Source organism: Lactococcus petauri (assembly GCF_002154895.1).
GTDB classification, from domain to species: domain Bacteria; phylum Bacillota; class Bacilli; order Lactobacillales; family Streptococcaceae; genus Lactococcus; species Lactococcus petauri.
On record NZ_MUIZ01000003.1, the window covers coordinates 98,857 to 118,829 of the forward strand.

The 19,973-nt window shown below is 39.5% G+C and carries 19 protein-coding genes; 5 read left to right on the forward strand and 14 right to left on the reverse strand.

The genetic code is table 11. The features are described from left to right. Positions 1-11: 11 nt before the first annotated feature. From BZZ03_RS05520 to BZZ03_RS05535, 4 genes are all read right to left on the reverse strand, one after another. Complete coding sequence (locus BZZ03_RS05520; protein WP_086582742.1) at positions 12-1,439, reverse strand: MFS transporter; 1,428 nt, start codon at positions 1,437-1,439, stop codon at positions 12-14. A 65-nt stretch (positions 1,440-1,504) separates the two neighbouring features. Further along, entirely contained in the window at positions 1,505-2,725 is a 1,221-nt protein-coding gene (thiI, locus tag BZZ03_RS05525; protein WP_019294212.1) for a tRNA uracil 4-sulfurtransferase ThiI, read from the reverse strand. A gap of 89 nt (positions 2,726-2,814) precedes the next feature. Further along, on the reverse strand, positions 2,815-3,822 hold the full coding sequence (locus BZZ03_RS05530; RefSeq protein WP_233128960.1) for a YeiH family protein: 1,008 nt from the start codon (positions 3,820-3,822) through the stop codon (positions 2,815-2,817). Positions 3,823-3,983: 161 nt separating this feature from the next. Beyond that, the gene (locus tag BZZ03_RS05535) at positions 3,984-5,822 is read right to left on the reverse strand and encodes an APC family permease (RefSeq protein WP_019294216.1); all 1,839 of its coding nucleotides are present in this window, start codon (positions 5,820-5,822) and stop codon (positions 3,984-3,986) included. Positions 5,823-6,237: 415 nt separating this feature from the next. Between BZZ03_RS05535 and lysS the strand changes: the two genes are divergently transcribed. Beyond that, positions 6,238-7,728, forward strand: coding sequence for a lysine--tRNA ligase (lysS, locus tag BZZ03_RS05540; protein ID WP_158092869.1), 1,491 nt, complete (start codon positions 6,238-6,240; stop codon positions 7,726-7,728). Positions 7,729-7,823: 95 nt separating this feature from the next. Further along, entirely contained in the window at positions 7,824-9,422 is a 1,599-nt protein-coding gene (locus tag BZZ03_RS05545; protein WP_086582745.1) for an NAD(P)/FAD-dependent oxidoreductase, read from the forward strand. Between the two features lie 19 nt (positions 9,423-9,441). Here BZZ03_RS05545 and BZZ03_RS05550 read toward each other — a convergent pair whose 3' ends face one another. The 4 genes from BZZ03_RS05550 to BZZ03_RS05565 are packed head-to-tail and all read right to left on the reverse strand — an operon-like array spanning position 9,442 to position 13,293. Further along, positions 9,442-10,425, reverse strand: a complete 984-nt coding sequence (locus BZZ03_RS05550) for an FAD:protein FMN transferase (RefSeq protein WP_086582746.1) — start codon at positions 10,423-10,425, stop codon at positions 9,442-9,444. Then, positions 10,394-10,990, reverse strand: a complete 597-nt coding sequence (locus BZZ03_RS05555; RefSeq protein WP_086582747.1) for an NADPH-dependent FMN reductase — start codon at positions 10,988-10,990, stop codon at positions 10,394-10,396. Before BZZ03_RS05555 ends, BZZ03_RS05550 begins: the two co-directional genes overlap by 32 nt. Positions 10,991-11,046: 56 nt before the next feature. Continuing rightward, a complete protein-coding gene (locus BZZ03_RS05560; protein WP_086582748.1) occupies positions 11,047-11,850 on the reverse strand; it encodes a transporter substrate-binding domain-containing protein in 804 nt (267 codons plus the stop codon). 12 nt (positions 11,851-11,862) lie between these two features. After that, positions 11,863-13,293 carry an amino acid permease gene (locus BZZ03_RS05565; protein ID WP_019294221.1) on the reverse strand — a complete coding sequence of 477 codons (1,431 nt, stop codon included), beginning with the start codon at positions 13,291-13,293 and terminating at the stop codon, positions 11,863-11,865. 324 nt (positions 13,294-13,617) lie between these two features. On the opposite strand from BZZ03_RS05565, the gene BZZ03_RS05570 reads away from it, so the two are divergent. Next, positions 13,618-14,376, forward strand: a complete 759-nt coding sequence (locus BZZ03_RS05570; RefSeq protein WP_019335964.1) for a peptidylprolyl isomerase — start codon at positions 13,618-13,620, stop codon at positions 14,374-14,376. A gap of 194 nt (positions 14,377-14,570) precedes the next feature. On the opposite strand, the gene BZZ03_RS12265 is transcribed toward BZZ03_RS05570, so the two are convergent. The 4 genes from BZZ03_RS12265 to BZZ03_RS05585 all read right to left on the reverse strand — a co-directional run bounded on the left by BZZ03_RS12265 (position 14,571) and on the right by BZZ03_RS05585 (position 17,476). Continuing rightward, complete coding sequence (locus tag BZZ03_RS12265; RefSeq protein WP_225210261.1) at positions 14,571-14,654, reverse strand: putative holin-like toxin; 84 nt, start codon at positions 14,652-14,654, stop codon at positions 14,571-14,573. 248 nt (positions 14,655-14,902) lie between these two features. After that, the gene (locus tag BZZ03_RS05575; protein ID WP_019291381.1) at positions 14,903-15,784 is read right to left on the reverse strand and encodes an RluA family pseudouridine synthase; all 882 of its coding nucleotides are present in this window, start codon (positions 15,782-15,784) and stop codon (positions 14,903-14,905) included. A gap of 212 nt (positions 15,785-15,996) precedes the next feature. Further along, a complete protein-coding gene (locus tag BZZ03_RS05580; RefSeq protein ID WP_029343532.1) occupies positions 15,997-16,809 on the reverse strand; it encodes an NAD kinase in 813 nt (270 codons plus the stop codon). Further along, positions 16,796-17,476, reverse strand: coding sequence for a GTP pyrophosphokinase (locus BZZ03_RS05585; RefSeq protein WP_019291383.1), 681 nt, complete (start codon positions 17,474-17,476; stop codon positions 16,796-16,798). The genes BZZ03_RS05580 and BZZ03_RS05585 overlap by 14 nt, the downstream gene beginning before the upstream one ends. Before the next feature lie 317 nt (positions 17,477-17,793). Here BZZ03_RS05585 and BZZ03_RS05590 point away from each other — a divergent pair, with 317 nt between their 5' ends. Together BZZ03_RS05590 and BZZ03_RS05595 are read left to right on the forward strand one after the other, a co-directional pair. Continuing rightward, entirely contained in the window at positions 17,794-18,390 is a 597-nt protein-coding gene (locus BZZ03_RS05590; protein WP_003133845.1) for a CYTH domain-containing protein, read from the forward strand. A 129-nt stretch (positions 18,391-18,519) separates the two neighbouring features. Beyond that, positions 18,520-19,038: a hypothetical protein gene (locus BZZ03_RS05595; protein WP_019291385.1), complete on the forward strand. Its 519-nt coding sequence runs from the start codon at positions 18,520-18,522 to the stop codon at positions 19,036-19,038. Between the two features lie 59 nt (positions 19,039-19,097). On the opposite strand, the gene BZZ03_RS05600 is transcribed toward BZZ03_RS05595, so the two are convergent. Together BZZ03_RS05600 and BZZ03_RS05605 are read right to left on the reverse strand one after the other, a co-directional pair. After that, a complete protein-coding gene (locus BZZ03_RS05600) occupies positions 19,098-19,454 on the reverse strand; it encodes a YlbG family protein (RefSeq protein ID WP_019291386.1) in 357 nt (118 codons plus the stop codon). Further along, a complete protein-coding gene (locus BZZ03_RS05605; protein ID WP_019291387.1) occupies positions 19,438-19,812 on the reverse strand; it encodes a YlbF family regulator in 375 nt (124 codons plus the stop codon). The genes BZZ03_RS05600 and BZZ03_RS05605 overlap by 17 nt, the downstream gene beginning before the upstream one ends. Positions 19,813-19,973: the final 161 nt, after the last annotated feature.

Here is a 19,973-nt window from a genome sequence, read left to right on the forward strand (position 1 = left end):
AACACCGAGCTTTATCCTTCGCTCAGGTGTTCTTTTATTTTTTTACGCCCTAAAAGACGAACGCCCGCCAAAATCCAAGAAATACTTGTCAGGACAAGTGAGCATACGAATGCCATGTGCATTCCCTGTAAGAAGGTGTCTGGATGCTCTGGCAAATAAGTCCTTACCGTATAACCAAGTTGACTGGACATGGAAAGGAACAAAATAATGGTTGCTACAGAAGTTCCTAAAACAAAAGCCATGTTCCGAATCAAAGAATTCACAGAGCCTGCTATTCCTAAATACTTACGTTCTACTGTCTCCATGATTAAAGCATTATTAGGACTTTGGAAAGCCCCCATTGAGGCACCTTGGAGTAAGAGAATCGCAATCACCCACCATTGTGGCGAATCTGCACGAATCAAAAGATAACCAATCTGAGAAAGAACAATCCCTGAAATCCCCACAAAGGTAATTACTTCCTTATCTATTTTATCTGCGAGTGCACCTGCTATTGGGCTCACAATAAGCATGGCAGCTGGATAGGCCATCATGATAAAGCCAGCCGCACCAGGCGCATAATCACGATAATCTTGCAGATAGAAAGGAAGCAAGATGCTAGCAAACATCGCAACAGTGAAGTTTAAAAGTGACATCAGTAGACTCAAAGAAAAGAGTCTATTTTTAAAAATCCCCAAGTCAAGTAAAGGTTTTTCCTTTCGGCGCTCCGTAAAAATAAAGCTAACAAAAAGTATAACGCCAAGAGCCACGCCGAGAAGTAAGAGTGGATTATTCCATCCTAAAGTTTGGCCAAAATTCAAAGCCATGAATAAAAGAACGATCACAGCAGTCATTTGTAAACCACCTGACAAGTCAACTTCTTTTATAGAGCCTTGACCTTCATCTTCTGGTAAAGCCCGACTTCCAAAAATCCAGGCCAATATCCCTATCGGAACATTAATCCAAAAGATATAATTCCAAGAGGCAACTTGTAAAATTAAGCCGCCCAAAGCTGGTCCTGCGATCGAGCCGACAGATACAAACATGGAAGTGATAGACATCGCACGCGCTCGACTTTCAACAGGAAAAACCTGCGCCACAATCCCAAAACTTGTTGCCATAAACATGGAAGCTCCGATAGCTTGCACAACACGTGCAAAGAGTAGGAACGGTAAGCCTAAGCCGATGTTTAGCCCAGCCAATAACGAGCCGACAATAAAAATCGTCCAGCCCCATCTTGTTACGGTTGTTTTCCCAATCAAATCCGCCAGTCGTCCAAAAATAAGGATGATTGCACTGATAACGATCAAATAAATTGTGACCACCCACGTAATCTGTGAAGTTGACACATTTAGCTCACGCGCCATTGTTGGTAAGGCAATATTTACAATCGAGCCGTCTAAAGTTGACATGAGTGTAAATAAACCAATGGTGAGCAGCACTTTTGTTCTATTTTTCATTTATTTCCTTTCTATTTACCTACAAAGAGACTAAAAACTGCATCTAATGATACAGTTTTCAAAAATCAAAGTAAATCGTCAAATTCATTGGTTTCTGCTTTGTCCCAGTTTTCGCCCGTGATGCGGCTAATCATAATACCTTCAACAGCACGATCAACCATACCTTCAACGTCCAAACGTTTTTCATAGGCTAAAACATTTTCTAGTTTAGGATTTGTTTTTGGAGATGGTGGGGCAAATACAGTACAGCAATCTTCAAATGGTAGAATTGAAAGATTAAAGGTATCAATCTTTTCGGCGATATCGATAATTTCGATCTTATCCATTGTGACTACGGGGCGAATAACAGGAGTGTTTGTGACTTCATTAATCACAGACATTGAACCTAATGTTTGCGAAGCGACTTGTCCTAAACTTTCACCGTTAATAATCACTTTACCCCCACGTTCTTCACGAATGCGGTCAACTACACGCATCATAAAACGGCGAGTTAAAGTCATCAAATAAGATTGTGGCGCTTTGGCTTTGATTTCTTCTTGAATCTCAGTAAACGGAACTTCAATAAAAGTGATTGTTCCGCCAAACGCTGTTAATTTTGCTGTTAAATCTTTTGCTTTTTTCAAAGCACCAGGGCTTGTATAAGGTGGTGAAGCAAAGTGAACTGCCTCAATTTCGACACCTCGTTTAAGAGCCAAGTAACCTGCGACTGGAGAATCAATCCCACCTGAAAGCATCAAGTGACCGCGGCCTGCTGTTCCTACAGGCATTCCTCCTGCACCTTTAAGTGTTTCGAAACTAAGATAAGCACCTTCAAGACGAATTTCGACACGGAGAGTGATATCTGGCTTTTTCATTTGTACTTTGGCATAGTCAAAATTGTCAAAGACAACATCACCTAAAGTCATGTTTAACTCTGTGGAATCTTGTTCAAAGCTATGGTCCGCCCGACGTGTTGCAATTTTAAAAGTCATTCCTTCATGGTAAATTTCTTTCATCAAGTCAACAACTGCTGCTTTTAGACCTTCGATTGATTTTTCAACTTTGATGGATGCTGAAAAATTTTGAATCCCAAAAACTTTAGTTAAACGTTGAGAAACCTCTTCGTAGTCTGTACCATTTAACTGGATATGCGCGCGATCTCGTTGCGCTGTAATCTTCAAGTCTGTCAAATCAGCAAGAACTTCTTTGATGTTGTTGGCCAAACGATTGATAAAAAAGCCACGATTTTTACCTTTTGTTGAAAGTTCACCATAGCGAACCATAATTTCATCGTATACGATAGTCATTTTATTTTCCTTTGTTACTTAATATAAGGTTATCTTTTTATTCCTGAGAGAATTTCAGTACAGGTTATTATACCACATTAGCTATTTTTCTAGGTTAATAATAGACGAATCAAAACCAATGCAAGCCCCACTTGGAAAACAAGCACAGCTAAGCCATAGATTGCTAACTTTCTTCCCGCGCGGACAAATTCTACTAGATTAAGCCTTAAACCGATAGCGGCTAAAGCGATAATTTCGCACCAACTACTGATAAAACGTGCCGTTTCAGTAATTACTTTTGGAAATTGAAAGACTGTATCCAGACTACACAGAATAATAAATCCTAATACATACCAAGGAAGAAAGGATTGGCGCTTGATCTTGAGCTGACCTTCCTGCTCTGTCGGTGCTTTCTCTGTGCGACGTGTGTGGTAAGAAAAATAAAGGACAACAAAGACAAGCATGATGATACGCATGATTTTAAACAAGGTAGCCATTGTTGTTGTTTCAGCATTCACCATTGTTGCTGAAGCGACAACCTGTCCCACAGATTGAATGGTTCCCCCAATCAAAGCACCACGTAGGAAATCATTTGCTCCAAAGAACCATGTACCTAAAACGGGTAATAGAAGCATTAACACTGTCCCCATGAGGTTAACCATAGTTATCGCTGTCCGCTTGTCTTTGTCTTCTGCTCCAATGACTGGCTCAACTGCCGCAATGGCGGAAGAACCACAAACGGCGTTTCCTGACGCCATTAGCGCATTAACTTTCGAGGAAAATCCAAGTTTCTTTCCAATAAACATGACAAAAACAATTGTAAGCACCATTTGTATAAGAATAAAACTTATACCACTCCAGCCTAGCTTTTGTATCGTTTGAAAGGTAACTGTCGCCCCTAAAAACATTACTGAAAATTCAAGAAGTTTCTTTTCTGACCAAGCCGTACCTGCAAAGAGGACTGGTTGTTTAAAGTAAACATTCCCCAAAATAATTCCCAATAAAATAGCAATCGTGGCTGCACCCATCCCTTTAAAAACATAGAGATTTAAAAAGTAACTGACTACGGCAACTACAAAACTGAGCCCTAAACCTGGCATGATCTTCTTATTTAACATGACAACTATTATAACAAAAAACAAAAATTAATTTGTGTATTCATTGACATATAACATTCATCTCATTTATCGTCTTACTATGATGTTGTTTGCTTATTAAAAGGTAAAGAAAAAAGCGCTCCAGCCAACAGTTTTTTGTTGTCTTGAACACTTTATATTATTTATTTTTTCAAATGATAGTTGTAGCTTGAAAGGATGATATCTTCATGAGCGTTCAGGTAATAACGGAGGCGTAAACCGGTCTGATTGTGGAAGATATTTTGCCATGGTTTCGACGGAATAAAAGTCGGAATCAAAACAGTAGTTGTATAGTTGTGCGCTTTTGCTTGTTTTGCAGCGAGATTAATAAAGCGAACAGCTGGCGTGATGATACTACGATAGCTGGTATGTACAACGGTCAACTTAATATCTGGGAAGGTTTCATTGAAATCACGTTCGATTTCGGCTTCTTTTTCCGTATCTTCTTTTGTAGACACGTGAAGTGCAATAAGATAGTCTCCTACAGACCGGGCATAGTTAATCGCCCCAACATCGACATTTGTTACATTTCCGACCAAGACGATAACTGTATTACCATCAAACTTATGCTCTGCAGTTTCTTTGCGCAAGCGCAATTGTTCCGCCACATTCATATAATGACTGTGGATACGGATAAAGCAGAAAATCAAAATCGGTAAAACAATAAAGAATGGCCAAATTTCAGCTGTGCGGAAAATGAGCAAAATCATCACCACGACAAAAGAGATGATTGCCCCAATAATATTAGGGATAGAACGTAAGAGGAACTTACTGCCCAGCTTCTTGCGCCAATGGACAACCATACCGATTTGAGCCAACGTAAATGGTGTAAAGACACCAATAGCATAGAGGGGGATAAGGCGATCTGTTTGTCCATCAAAGATAAACAAGAGAATGACCGCACCAATAGCCAAACTGATAATCCCATTCGAATAACTCAAACGTGTCCCACGAGCAGTAAACAAGTGAGGCATGTATTTCTTCTTCGCCATATTAAAAGCAAGCATTGGAAAGGCGGAATAACCTGTATTTGCTGCTACTGCCAAAATGAGAGCTGTAGCAATTTGGAAGATAAAGAAGAATGCGTGCCCAAAAACACTGTCTCCAAAAATCTGTTGCGCCATTTGGGCAATAATGGTCACATCACCGCGTGGTGTTAACCCAAGCCAATAAGCAAAGAAGATAACACCACTGAAGAACACTGCTAAAATAATCCCCATCATTACCAAAGTCTTGGCTGCATTTTTTTCTTTCGGTTGTTTAAAGAATGGTACAGCATTCGAAATGGCTTCTACCCCTGTCAGAGATGAGGAACCTGTTGAAAAGGCTTTGAGCAAGAGGATAAGTGAAACTCCTCCTACGGTTGTACCGATATGAGCCGGCGCTTGGTAGGGTAAACTTCCAGATAAAATACGGAATACCCCGACACCTAAGAGGGCAACTGTCGTCACAATAAATGTATAGACAGGAATCATGAGGAAGGCTGCTGATTCTCGCAAACCTCGGAGATTCATCAGCATAAGCAGTAAAGCAAGAGCAACTGCGATTTCTAAATTGTACTGATGAAGTTCAGGTAAAGCTGAGGTTATAGCATCAGCTCCTGAAGCTGTAGATACAGCAACCGTCAACATATAGTCGACCAAAAGCGATCCACCGGATATTAATCCTGGAATTGTACCGAGATTTTCTGTTGAAACCAGATAAGCTCCGCCTCCTGATGGATAGGCATGAATAACCTGTGTATAACTTCCAATCAGCGCAAACAGTAAAACCAAAATAATTAAGGCAATAGGTATCGAATACCATGAAGCACCTGCACCTACTGCAACCAATACCAAAAGAATTTGTTCAGGTCCATAAGCAATTGATGACAAGGCATCTGACGATAACATGGCTAAGGCCTGTAATTTAGTCAGCAGGTGTGAATCTCCTACTGTTGACTTTAAAGATTTACCAATTAAAAGCTCTTTGACTTTTTTCAAAACGTAACTCCTGTATCATAAAATCTTTAAGTTGGATTTATCCGGCTTAATTCAGTCTAGGCTTGACTTTCCTAGCATAAAGAGGCCTCTCCAAGATAACTCAACTATTGTAGCATTTTTTTATTAATTTTAGTAGTATTTTTATGTTTGGTTTCAGTAACAAATGCAACAGAAAGACAAAGTGCTTGAAAGTCTTTTAAAATAAGCTTTCCTGAGCTCCATATTTCGCCAATATTTCTCTTTTTTTGTGTTAAATGTAATATTTCACGAGAGTAAATGATGTCATTTCATTTTTCTAAAAATAAAGTTCAACTTTTCTTTCATAAGATTTTTCAAAAACATGATTATAAGCTGTCAAAAGCCGTAAAATTATGCTAAAATATGGTTGATATAAACTTTTTTATAGGAGAAAAACATTTTGGCTGAAATTATCGAAGAACTTAATGACCAAATGAAAGTCCGTCGTGAAAAAATGGAAACACTGCGTGAATCAGGCATTGATCCATTCGGACATAAATTTACTCGTACACACAACTCTGCAGAATTACATGCGGAATACGATGAAAATACTAAAGAAGAATTACACGAAAAAGACTTGCATGCAACAATCGCGGGACGTCTGATGACAAAACGCGGTAAGGGTAAAGTTGGTTTTGCGCATATCCAAGACCGCGAAGGGCAAATTCAGATTTACGTGCGTAAAGACGAAGTTGGCGAAGAAAATTATCAAATTTTCAAACAAGCTGACCTCGGTGATTTCCTTGGTGTTGAAGGACAAATCATGAAGACAGATATGGGCGAGCTTTCTATTAAAGCAAGCAAATTGACTTTCTTGTCTAAAGCACTTCGTCCATTGCCAGAAAAATTCCACGGCCTGACAGATACTGAAACACGTTACCGTAAACGTTACTTGGATTTGATTTCAAACAAAGAAAGCTTCAATCGTTTCGTGACACGTTCTAAAATTATTAGCGAGATCCGTCGTTATATGGATGGCCGCGGATATCTTGAAGTTGAAACTCCTGTTTTGAACAACGAAGCCGGTGGTGCAGCAGCACGTCCATTCTATACACACCATAACTCATTAGACATCGACATGGCCCTGCGTATTGCAACAGAATTGCACTTGAAACGCTTAATCGTCGGTGGTATGGAAAAAGTTTATGAACTTGGCCGTGTCTTCCGTAACGAAGGAATGGATATGACACACAATCCTGAGTTTACAACTATGGAATCTTATGAAGCTTATGCTGATTTTGACGATATCATGAATTTGACTGAAGGAATTTTCCAACACGTGGCACACTCTGTCCTTGGCAAAGATGTTGTTGAATACGATGGTAAAGAAATCAATGTGGGCGGTAAGTTCGCTCGCATCCACATGGTTGATGCGATTAAAGAGCAAACAGGCGTAGATTTCTGGAAAGAAATGGATTTTGAAGAAGCTGCTGCTTTGGCGAAAGAACATGATATTTATGTGGAAAACCACTTCACAAGCGTTGGCCACATCATCAATGAATTCTTCGAGAAATACGTAGAAGATACATTGATCCAACCAACATTTGTTTTTGGACATCCAAAAGAAATCTCTCCTCTTGCGAAGATGAATGCTGAAGATCCACGTTTTACTGACCGTTTCGAACTCTTCATCAATGGTAAAGAATATGCCAATGCCTTCTCAGAGTTAAATGATCCAATCGATCAGCTCGAACGTTTCGAAGCCCAAGCTAAAGCGAAAGAACTCGGTGATGATGAAGCTACTGGTGTAGATTACGATTACGTTGAAGCATTGGAACACGGTATGCCACCAACTGGTGGTCTGGGTATCGGTATCGACCGCTTAGTCATGCTCTTCACTGGTACAACTTCTATCCGTGACGTCTTGCTCTTCCCAACAATGAAATAAAAGCAAAAATCCAGTTCTCAGGGCTGGGTTTTTACAATCAAGAAGTGTGCGATATTTTTTATCTGCAACACTTTATCTAGATAAGAGAACAAACTATGTTAAGAATATCTCAAATAAAAACTTCAATTGATGAGCCTGTGGAAAAAGTTAAAAGCTTACTTTTGAAAAAATTAAAAATTCAAGAGTCCGACTTGATTGACTATCGTATTTATAAGGAATCAATTGATGCGCGCCATCGGGGAGAAATCAACTTTATCTACACAGTTGATGCCCAAGTCAAAAATGAAGCCAAGCTCCTCAAGAAAAAAATAAAAAATGTTTCACTCTCACCAGACTTGAAATATAAAGAACCACAAATCGGAACAGAAGCCATGAAACATCGTCCTTTAGTCATCGGTTTTGGTCCTGCTGGCATGTTTTCTGCTTTGCTCTTAGCACAAATGGGTTATCGTCCTATCGTTTTAGAACGTGGCCAAAAAGTTGAAGAACGTGTGAAATCCATTGATGATTTCTGGAAGAAAGGAAAACTCAATCCTGCTTCAAACGTCCAGTTTGGTGAAGGCGGTGCAGGTACTTTCTCAGATGGAAAACTTACTTCCCGTGTACGCGACTTGCGCGGACGCAAAGTTTTAGAAGAATTTGTAAAAGCCGGTGCACCTGAAGATATCCTCTACAAAGCACATCCGCACGTAGGAACAGATTTACTTCGCGATATTGTCAAGAATATTCGTGAGCAGATTATTGCTTTGGGCGGAGAAGTTCTTTTTGACAGTCAAGTCTCTTCATTTATCATCGACAAAAATAAACTTCAAGGGATTGTTCTCAAAAATGGTCAAGAAATCCTCTCCAATCATGCCGTTTTAGCCATCGGACACAGCGCACGCGATACCTTTGCTGAGCTGTACGACAAGGGAATTAACATGACCGCCAAGCCTTTTGCTGTTGGAGTGCGCATCGAGCATCCTCAGACCTTGATTAATCAAGCACAGTATAAAGAATTTGCTGAGCATCCTCGTTTAGGAGCAGCAGAGTATCGTTTGACACACAAGGCCAGTTCTGGACGAGGTGTTTATACGTTCTGTATGTGCCCTGGAGGACTTGTCGTGCCTGCTGCATCGGAAGAAGGTCGCTTGGTAACCAACGGCATGAGTGAGCACGCCCGTTCTGAAGAAAATGCCAATAGTGGTTTACTGGTTCAAGTCTTCCCAGAAGATTTTGGCCAAGATCATCCTCTTGCTGGGGTTGAATTCCAACGAAAACTTGAAGAAAAAGCATTTGTACTCGGTGGTAAAACTTATCAAGCCCCTGCACAATTAGTTGGAGATTTTCTTGCAGATCGTCCATCTACTGATATCGGTGAAGTTAAACCTTCTTATGCTTTGGGTGTCACTCCAACAGACTTAAGCCAGCTCTTCCCTGAATATATTACTTCTTCTATGAAGGAGGCTCTTCTTGGATTCGACAAAAAAATTCAAGGTTTTGCTATGAACGATGCGATTATGACCGGTGTTGAATCACGCTCTTCTTCTCCTGTTCGAATCAATCGTGATGAAGAAAGTTTCCAATCTATTTCTACACAAGGTATTTATCCATCTGGTGAAGGAGCAGGATTTGCTGGCGGGATTGTATCCGCCGCCATTGATGGGCTTAAATGTGCCGAGCAAATGATTGCCTCCTTTGCACGACCTGAATAAAGAAAAAACTGAGCAATGCTCAGTTTATAATCTTAAAATGTTTATCCATCAAACGTACATCCTTGGGCTTAAGTCCAAGGATTTTTATTTCCTTATCTTTGGTAATAAGCACTGCAGCTTGAATCACGTGTTGTCTTTTCGCAAAGATTTTTTCAGGTTCTTCCGAAAAGAACAGCCTCTTCGCCTCAATCTCCCCATCTAATGACTTTTCAGAAAATATTGTCACGCTGGCTAAGTTGTTCACATGAGGATAACCTGTTTCAGGATTGAGAATGTGATGATAACTCTTTCCGTCGCGCTCTAAATAACGCTGATCAATTCCAGAAGTCACGACAGATGTGGATGCGGTAAGCACTTGAAGTAACAAAGATGACCCATGCGTAAGTGGATTACGAATTCCGACACGCCAATAACCTTTTAGGGGCAAGCCCAGAAACCGAATATTCCCTCCAAGGTTAACAATGCCTGTGGAAAAACCTGTTTCTTTCCAAAATTCTACAACTTTATCGGCAATATAACCTTTGGCGATGCCTCCTAAGTCTAAGGACATTCCTTTTCGAGGGAGAAAAATGGTCTTTTGCTGGTCATCCAGAACGATATCATCAGGACTCACCATAGCAAGCATTTTTTGAATTTCTTGCTCAGAAGGAACACGGGCATCAGCAAAACCAATATGCCAAAGCCTAACCAAGGGTCCGATACTTGCATTAAAACCAAAATGCTCCTGACTGACCTGTACAGCTTTTTTCGTTAAAGCATAGACTTCTTCCGACAAGGCAACTGCTTTTACACCCGCAGCTTGGTTGACTGCTATTAACTCCGAGAACGCCCTGTTGACTGTAAACAAATCTTCATAATGAGCAATTTTTTTATAGCCTTGCTCAATTTTTTCTGTAGTTTTTGACTTCTCCACATCAAGTAAACTCAGCTCAATAAATGTGCCTAAACCTCGATATTTTTTAGACAAAAAATCACTCATACTCTGAAGCTCCAGTATCGGCATCCGTTTCTATCAATGTTCGTAGAGGTTGCAAATGCGCACTGTAACGACAAAAGTTTCTGAAGCAATGTTCCAACCAAGAAATTGTTTGTCTATCTATTAGATTGCCTGAAATATCAAAAGCATCAGCAGCATGACTCAATAAAAATTGATTAGCCGGTAAGACGAAGGCTTCCAATCCTGGTGATTGGAGGATTTGTCTAAGGTTTTCCTGTGCAAAAACGGAACCCTGCTTTCCTAGAGAAGCGCCTACAATCATAACTGGCGTATTGATAATGGGTTGCAAAGCTCCCCAAGAGAGCCATTCTAGCAAAGACTTCAAGGCTGCAGTGATGGCATGATCGTACTCCGGAGTAGAGATAATCAAACCATCTGCGGCTTCAATGGCTTCAGCGATTTCGCGAATTCTCTCAGGCAAGTCCATACTGTCTTCCGAAAACAAGGGTAAGCCTGCAATCTCAATAACTTCAATCTCAGCTTCATTAATAAAATGTTTCTTCATATACCAAAGCAACTTTCTATTGTAAGAAAAGCTGGCATTGGTTCCTACTATTGCAATAAATTTCATCTTTATTCCTCTTCACTATAAATAAAAAGAGCTTTCGCTCTTTTTATTTTAACACCTTAAGATAGAAACCACTGCTTAGAGAGCTTGCTAAATTCACTAGAATGCTGAAGGACTTGCAAGCCTTGGTTGACTTTATCCATTAATTCAGTATCTTTCTTTCGTGCTGCTACAGCATATTCAACTTGTGGGTAAGGAGTATCCAGCATATTGTATAAGCCGTCAAGCTGATGATTACGAAGATAAGTTTTAGTATAGTCCTTATCTAAAAGAGCAGCTTGAATTTTTCCTGCTTGCAAGGCAGCGATTGCATCGCTCGGTTGGTTATAGAGAAACATCAGATTTTCTTTGACAATATTTTTTAAAATCTGCGGATAATCGCTAAACAAATCATAAGCTGCTGAAGCTTTTTGCCCGCCTACTGCTTGATTATGCATATCGCCAATATTATAAATTTCTGCTTCTTTGGGAACAAGCAACACTAAATTTCCCGTGTGATAAGGTTGACTAAATAAAATAGTTTTTTCCCTAGTCTTATTTGCTGTATAAGGCCCCCAAATCAGATCAACCTCTCCTTCTTTCAAGGCTTTTTCTTTGGCCGACCAATCCAATGGTTTCCAGTCAATCTTTATATTATAAGAAGCAAAGATTGCCTCTGCTAGAGCTATATTGAAACCTTCAGGTTTTCCACTCTCTTGCTTTGAAGTTAGGGGCGCAAAGTCTGCCTCATAACCGATAGTAATCGTCTTGCTTTCTTCAATCTTTTGCCATGTATTTTTCTTCGTGTTTACTCCGCAAGCCGTCAAAGTCATAAAAATAAATAATAGAAGGAAGGGAAGCAGGTAGAATTTGATTTTCTTCATGCTTTCATTTTATCATTTCTCTCGGCTCAAATCTACCGCTTTGAGTGGCACTAATTTTGTATTGTACTTCCATTTATAGCCAAAGTATAGAGCCAAGAAAAGTGGTATTGCGGCATACATGGCTAAGCCTTCGCCCCAGTGACTGCTGAAAAGCATGGCTGGGTCTAAATTAACAACAATCATGGCCGTCATGATCAGGGACAAGATTGGTCCAAAGGGGAACCATTTTGCTTGGTAAGGCAAACTGCTCAAATCACCGCCTTGAGCCAAAAAGGCTCGACGAAAACGAATGTGACTAATCGATATCCCAAGCCATGCAATAAATCCAGTCAAACTTGACAGGTCCACAAGCAAAAGATAAATTTGTGTGCCGAAAATTCCTGTTAAAAATGCGACCACACACACCGCTGTCGTTGCCAATAAAGCATTGATAGGAATACCGTTTTTGGCTATTTTGGAGAACTGGCGTGGTGCGCCTTCTTTTTTACCTAAAGAGTAGAGGATACGTGTTGAAGCATACATGACAGAGTTTGCTGACGAGATAACCGAGGTCAAAATCACGGCATTCATTAAGCTCGCTGCTACTGCCAAACCAATATTCTTAAAAACGATAGTAAAAGGACTCATAACCGCTGTCGAATCAGGGTTAAGCAAGCGAGGATCTTGGTAATTGATAATAGCTGCAATAACAATAATCGTAAAGATGTAGAAAAGAAGAATGCGCCAAAAAATAGAATTCATCGCTTTAGGAATACTTTTCTCAGGATTTTCTGATTCTCCTGCTGTAACTCCTAGAAGTTCTGTGCCTTGAAAAGAAAAGCCAGCGATGAGTAAAACACCAACAAATCCTGTCACTCCACCAGTAAAACCATGATTACCTGCTGTGAGATTACCAACAACATCAATATTATTTCCAAAAATTCCAATAATGGTTAATACCCCAACAACCAAAAAAACAATAATTGTAATCAGCTTGATAATGGAGAGCCAATATTCTGTTTCCCCAAACGCGCGTACTGCCATGATATTAATTGCAAAAATAAGGACTGTAGCCACACCAGAGAATATCCAAGAAGGAACCTGAGGGAACCAAAATTGAGTGATTAACCCTGCTGTTGTCAAATCAACTGCAATCGTAATCGCACCGTTTATCCAATAGTTCCAGCCCAAAGCAAAGCCAAAGGCTGGATCCACAAAGCGTGCCCCATAATCTGTAAAAGAGCCCGATGTGGGTAAATAAGTGGCCATCTCTCCTAAAGAGGTCATTACAAAATAAACCATAATCCCGACAAAGATATAAGCCAATACCGATCCGAAAGGACCAGCCTGACTAATCGTCGCTCCTGAGGTTAGGAACAAGCCTGTTCCTATCGTGCCACCAAGCGCAATCATGGTGATGTGTCTTTGTTTTAAATTGCGCTTTACTTGATTTTCATTTTTCATATTTTTTCTTTCTCTAATACTTCTTCGTTCATTTACAGCATAATTTTGCCCAAAAGAAAAGACCGTATAGCCTAGCCATCCGGTCTTTCTGAGAATCACCGGCATAGATGTCTTTCGAGCGTACTCTAAAGTTGCATCTATACCAAAGTATGACACAACTCTTATCTATGCGCATGATGATGTTGAGATTGTAGGTCAAACTTAAACATATGTGATTCTCCTTCCTGATATTTTTTATTTAGTATAGTCCTTTATTTTAAAATTTGCAAGTATAAACTTTTTGTCGTCGTTTAGTCTTCGAAACTTTTATGTTAAAATATAGGAATGGAAAACAAAAAAAATACGAATATTATCTTTGGAGGATTATTAGTCCTCATCGTTGTTATCGTTGGTGGTCTTCTTTACTTTGCGAACAGTTCTGACAGCAAGACCGATGCAAAAAATGATTTGCAAAGTGTTGAACTCCCTCAGTTGTCGAATGAAGTGGGCAAGGATGAAGCTGAAGTTCAAATTCAAACAACAGCTGGGAACATCAATATTAAGCTCTTCCCTAAACTGGCACCAATGGCTGTCGAAAACTTCTTGACTTTGGCCAAGCAAGGTTACTATAAAAACAATGAATTCTTCCGTGTGATTAATGATTTCATGATTCAAACGGGTGACCCAAGTAATAAAGGAACCGGAAGCAAATCCGTAGTAAATAACAACAAACCATTTGCGACTGAGATTTCTAATCAGCTTTATCATATTCGCGGTGCAGTTTCTTTAGCAAACAGTGGTCCTGGCGAGACAAGCAGTTCGCAATTCTTTATTGTCCAAAATCCACAAGCAGCTGAGCAAGGTTTAAGTACAAGCAAATATCCTCAAAAGATTATCGATGCTTATAAAAAAGGTGGCTCACCTTTCCTTGATGGACAATATACGGTCTTTGGACAAGTGATTTCAGGCATGGATGTTGTTGATAAAATTGCTGCAGGCAAAGTGGAAGCTAACCCAAATAATCCACAAGAAGAATCATCTCCTGTAAATCCAGAAAAAATTACCGGCGTTAAAATTATCAAAGGTTGGGACTTTAAAAAATAAAAAAATCTTCTGTGTAGGCAGAAGATTTTTTAGCGCTAGTCCCAACTTCATCTGCCTTGCTATCCTCTGATGTTGATGATATAATGAAAATAAGTAAAAAGGCTTGCGCAAACAAGCCCTTTGTAGCCGTATGAAGAACGGTAGCCAAATATTATTGTTTAAGTAACTGTCATTACTCGGCTAAAGTTGGACAGTTATTTTTTATTGTTGTTATTATTCAATGTCAACACCAGCATTGCAAAAGCAAGCATGAGTGACAAAGCTTCATAAACCGACAAAAAATGTCGCCTTTCTGTATTTTGAGGTTATAGCCTACAAAACGTCATAAGCATCACCTCCCAGTTAGGCTACCGTCCTTTAACTTCTACTCCGTTATTATAACATGTCCAAACTCAAAATGAATCTAAAAGAAAAAGCTGTGTCCCTACAAGATTCAGCTTTATTTTATTGTTTTTTTAGGAAAAATGGCTTTATAGCATACTTTTGAGCTCGTAATTGTTGTGTGGCCAATAATGGCACATAGCTTTTACTCACGCATCAATTTTTGCATATCTTCAGGCATTTCTAATTCAATATCAATCAATTCGTCTGTAAAGGGATGGACAAATTGTAAATGATGACAGTGGAGCGCTTGGCGATCAATAAGGTCATGATTACCTCCATAAAGTTCGTCGCCAACAAGAATATGCCCTAGATGTGAAAAATGAACACGAATTTGGTGTGTACGTCCGGTATGTAAAACGACATCTAACTGCATCAAGCCATTTTTCTCTGCAACAACTTCATAACTTGTTCTGGCTTCCTTCCCTTCAGGATGCACACGCCGCTCAATGATTGAAGTCTCCACTCGACCGATAGGTAAATTAATTTCACCTGTTTTGGGTAAGTTCTCGTCTGCATGGATAATGGCATAATAGCGTTTGGTCACACTGTCCTTATATTTAGGATGCACGATGAGCGAGTGAGCCAAGCTATGTTTAGCAAAGATCATCAAGCCACTCGTATCACGGTCCAAGCGTGTAATGATATGTACCGTTTGGTCCTCATATTTCTTTCGTACGATATAACCCTTTACAATATTAGACATAGCTCCTGTCGGATGTAAACGTCCAGTAATCGAAGTCCGTCCTGCAGGTTTATTCACAATCAAATAATGATCGTCTTCAAAGACGACTTCTGGGTCAATATCTTCAGGAATCAATAAATCGGTACCTTGCTCGATAGGTGTGATTATCGTAACAACATCATCGACTTGTAAAGGAAAGAGAACATTACGCTCCATGCCATTCACTAAAATTTCACCACCGTCAAATTTGATATGTGAAAGGAAGCGTTTGGAAACGCCATGACGTTTAAGTAAGGCCTTTACCGTACTTCCATCAATTGTATTTGTAAATGAAAATTCCACTGTTTAACTTCTCCTTTTAAGTCTGATCTTGACATTGAGTACCTTACTGCTGAAGTGTTCTCCAACTCTATGGCTGAATTTTCTCCATCTAAAAACTCCAACATATGTCGGAGTTTGCCTAGAACAGAACTTTATTATAACATATTTGCTCGCTCTGTAAATATAATTAGGTCAAGAAACACTCTACACACAATTGAAAAGTGTGAGCAGCGCTATTCGACTTCACCGATAAACGCATTTTTCACGCGTTCCCAAAAGCTTGTATGGGCACAATTTGCAAAAGCGATAGTTTTACCATCCATGCTGTACTCGATGGCTTCAATTTTTTCGTAGTTGAAGGTCAGCTGGTCAACAGTAACACTGTAATCCTCAACATCTTCTGGACAGATAATGATACTGTCTTTCTTAGCAACAACCATTGGTGCCCCTAATGTCCGATAAACAATATTATTAAGACTAGCTATTTCGGCCATCTGCATAGCTTCCACACGAGGGTGTAAAACAGCACCACCGATAGATTTATTATAAGCTGTTGAACCTGTTGGTGTAGATACAGATAAGCCATCGCCTCGAAATTTTTCAAAGAGAAAATCCGAAATCCTGATATCCGCAACTAAAGTCTTAGACGTTCGGCGAATCGTTGATTCGTTCAGTGCGTAGTGCAGCATTTCTGAACCATCTTGAAATTTCACACGTATCCGTAATAGGGGATAATGAACAGCATGCTCAGCAGTTTCAGACTCTAGGGCAAGCGCCACCTTATCAAGATCTGTATTCATAAAGTCGGTATAAAAGCCCAGATGTCCCGTATGAACACCGACAAAGCGAATTTTATCCAGCTTGTCCTCATAGAGGTGCATAGCTTTGAGGAGCGTGCCATCTCCCCCGACTGAAATAACAATTTCTGGGTTTTCCTTTTCAAACCTGAAATTTTTGGACTGCAAAAGCGCTGTTAATTCTAACAGCGTCTTTTGTGATTTTTCACTTGAATTCCCTACCAACCAGATCTTTTTACCAGAGCTCATTGTCTTCTCCGTTTTCTTTCTTGTAGTCCAGTCTTGCTTGCGGGTCATCGAAAAGCAATTGGGCTTCTTGAATATCTTCGCGAATCGCACCCATTTCTTTATCCAACTGCGCAGCCATATGCGCCGCAGCAGTCAAGCGTTCTCGAACTTCCTCGGGGATTACACCACCATATTTGTAACTTAAAGAATGTTCGATTGTTGCCCAAAAATTCATCGCCAAGGTCCGAATTTGAATTTCGGCAAGCACAACTTGGGCACCCTCAATCATATCAATCGGATACTCAATAACCACGTGATATGAACGATAACCGCTTGCTTTTTGGTTATGAATATAATCCCGCTCTTCGATAATTTTTAAGTCTTTACGTTTTCGTAAAAGCTCTAACACATCCCAGACGTCATCAACAAACTGCACCATGACACGAACACCAGCAATATCTTCCATTTCTCGGATTGTTTCTTGGGTGTAGCCTCGCATGGCTGCCTTCTTCCGAATCGAATCACGTCGCTTCACGCGCCCCGTGACAAACTCAATCGGTGAGTAAAGTTTTTTCTTTAAAAATTGCTTACGCACACCACGAAGTTTGATTTTTAGTTCCCCAACCGTTTGGACATAAGGATCAAGAAATTCTTCCCAGTTAAATTCAGTTGTTGTACTTTCAGTCATATGCTTATCCAAATTGACACTCGGTCAATTCTCCTTTGTATTTTATTACAGGTCTTTCTCAATTATACCATATATCGCCCCCATTCACTAGACAGCTTGACTAATTTACGTCTACAAAAAAGAAGCAAAATGCTGTTTTAATAGCACTGTAGACCGTAAGAAAGGAGCTCCCTCTTCTTTTCTGGCTTTACTTAGATACAGCCTTTTGATATACTTTTAGATAATAGATCAATCATCATTTTAATAAGAAGGGAGGATGCCTCTCTTGGAGATCTTGTAAAGAGTAATCTAAACAGAGCATCTTTTTATACATAAAAATGTCAACAAATTTAGAAATTGAGCATAAGACGATGCTCTCTATGCCGGAGTATGACCGATTGAAAACACTTTTTTCACACGTCACTCCTGTCCGACAGACAAATCACTATCTTGATTCTCAAGATTTTACACTGCGTAAGAAAAAGTTAGCTCTGCGTATCCGTACCTTTGATCGTTCAGCAGAAATGACACTCAAGGTCCCTCAACAAGTGGGCAATATCGAACATAATATCGACCTTACACTTGAAGAAGCACAATATCTACTCGCACAAAAAAGTATCACTTGCGGTAAAACTGACCTGAGTGAAATTTGCGACATCTTAGTTGAGCGTGGAGTAGATTTGGAGAGTATTACTCTGATTGGGAGTTTAACAACGATCCGCTACGAACAACATCTCCCTATTGGGCTTGCTGCTCTGGATAAGAATGACTATCTGGGTCATACTGATTATGAGTTGGAGCTAGAAGTGACTGATAGTGAACAAGGTAAAAAAGATTTCCTTGCTTTCTTGAAGAAAAACCATATTGAATTTCGTTTTTCAAAATCAAAAGTTGTACGCTTCTTGGACTGTTTACGCCACCTGAAAAAACAATAAAAGTGCTGTTTCAGCACTTTTTTGCATATAATTTGGTCTCCTATATAAAATTTGGTACACTATACAACGTGGATACACAACTGATAAACAATAATATTAAAGATTTTAACAAGGAAAACAATAACTCTCATGTATGATATTCATCATTTTTTCACGCCTATTCTCAATCAATTTTCCGAATTTGATGCGCACAGCTGGTACCTCTATCCAATAGCTACACTTGCTGCAGCTAAAGAATTACGTGACAACAGTGAACTTCCCAAAAATATTGAAAATCTCAACGCGAGCTTTGACCGCCTCCAAAAAATTTCTTCCGATTTCTTGACGATAAATCTACACGGACGAAAGTATGGGCGAAAATTCATCTTAGCTTTACAGGAGAGACTGGACAACCTCAGCATACTGGATTATAACAATCAAATGCGCCATGAAATTCTCTGCGAAATAAAGCTCACAACCGCTGACTTTATTACTCATCGTCAGTTCGCTAAAAAACAAATGATTAAGAATGCTCAGGAATTTTATAAAAATGAGTTTACCCAAGTACCCTCTACTTTAATTTATACCGACACTGAATGTTTACACATCGAAAATTGCTCACAAGCCCTTATTCAAAATTATCTTCGTCACATTGAAAAAACTGCCTAAGGGCAGTTTTTTTTGTAGAACAGAGCCTTAAAGGCTGTGTCTATAATGTCTTGTCTCCATTACAATTTACCTAAAGCAGCTTCAAGTTGTCCTTTAATCACCTCATTTGTCTCCGCAAAAGCTTCAGAGAAATTCTGGTTGAGATCTTTCAGATGACTTGGACGTACTCGTTTCACAAATTTCAGTGCTTTAAGTTTCTTGATTGTCTCGGAAACATCTTCTTCATTCACATAAAGCAAGCTATAATGTGCTTTGCGGCTTGTATAACCAAGATCCCCATAGTGACTAAGTTGTCTGTTCCCTTTGTAAGAGTTGCAATAGACAAAAAGTGCAATTCTCCCTTGCATTTCAAGCGGACGAACTGTCTTATCTTCCGATTTCTTTGTCAATATTTCTTTATCAATGATGGCGTCCATGACGGCTTCCTCCTTTCAAAGGTAAATTTTCATCTACAAAAATGTGTTCTGAAATTGCTGAACTGATGTCTTTTGTTAGCTCGGATAACAGCTCCTGCAAATCATTTTCAGCTACGCGAAGCTGATAAACCTTCTCATTAAGCAGGATTTCTTTTCGGAGCTGAGCCAGTTCTGGCCTAAAAGCGATATACTCCTGATTGTCCGTAAGAAGTCGGAGCTTAGATTGTAAGTCTTCATCTTCCTCAAAAGCCTTTTTTAAAGCACGATAAGTAGCGACTTCGGGTAATTCCAAAAAATCTTTAACCACTTCATCGATTAAATCATCAATTTCAAACAACTGTTCATTTATGATTAACATAACCTTATTATACCAGAAAACCAACTTTACCGCTTTTTCTCAACCCTCTTCCGTAAACTTTCTCTGTTTTTTCATTTTCCATAAATGACATTTTTTATAAGTCTGTTCTAAACATGTAGCACATCATCTTGCCAAATTAATTCAAAAAAGATATAATTAAC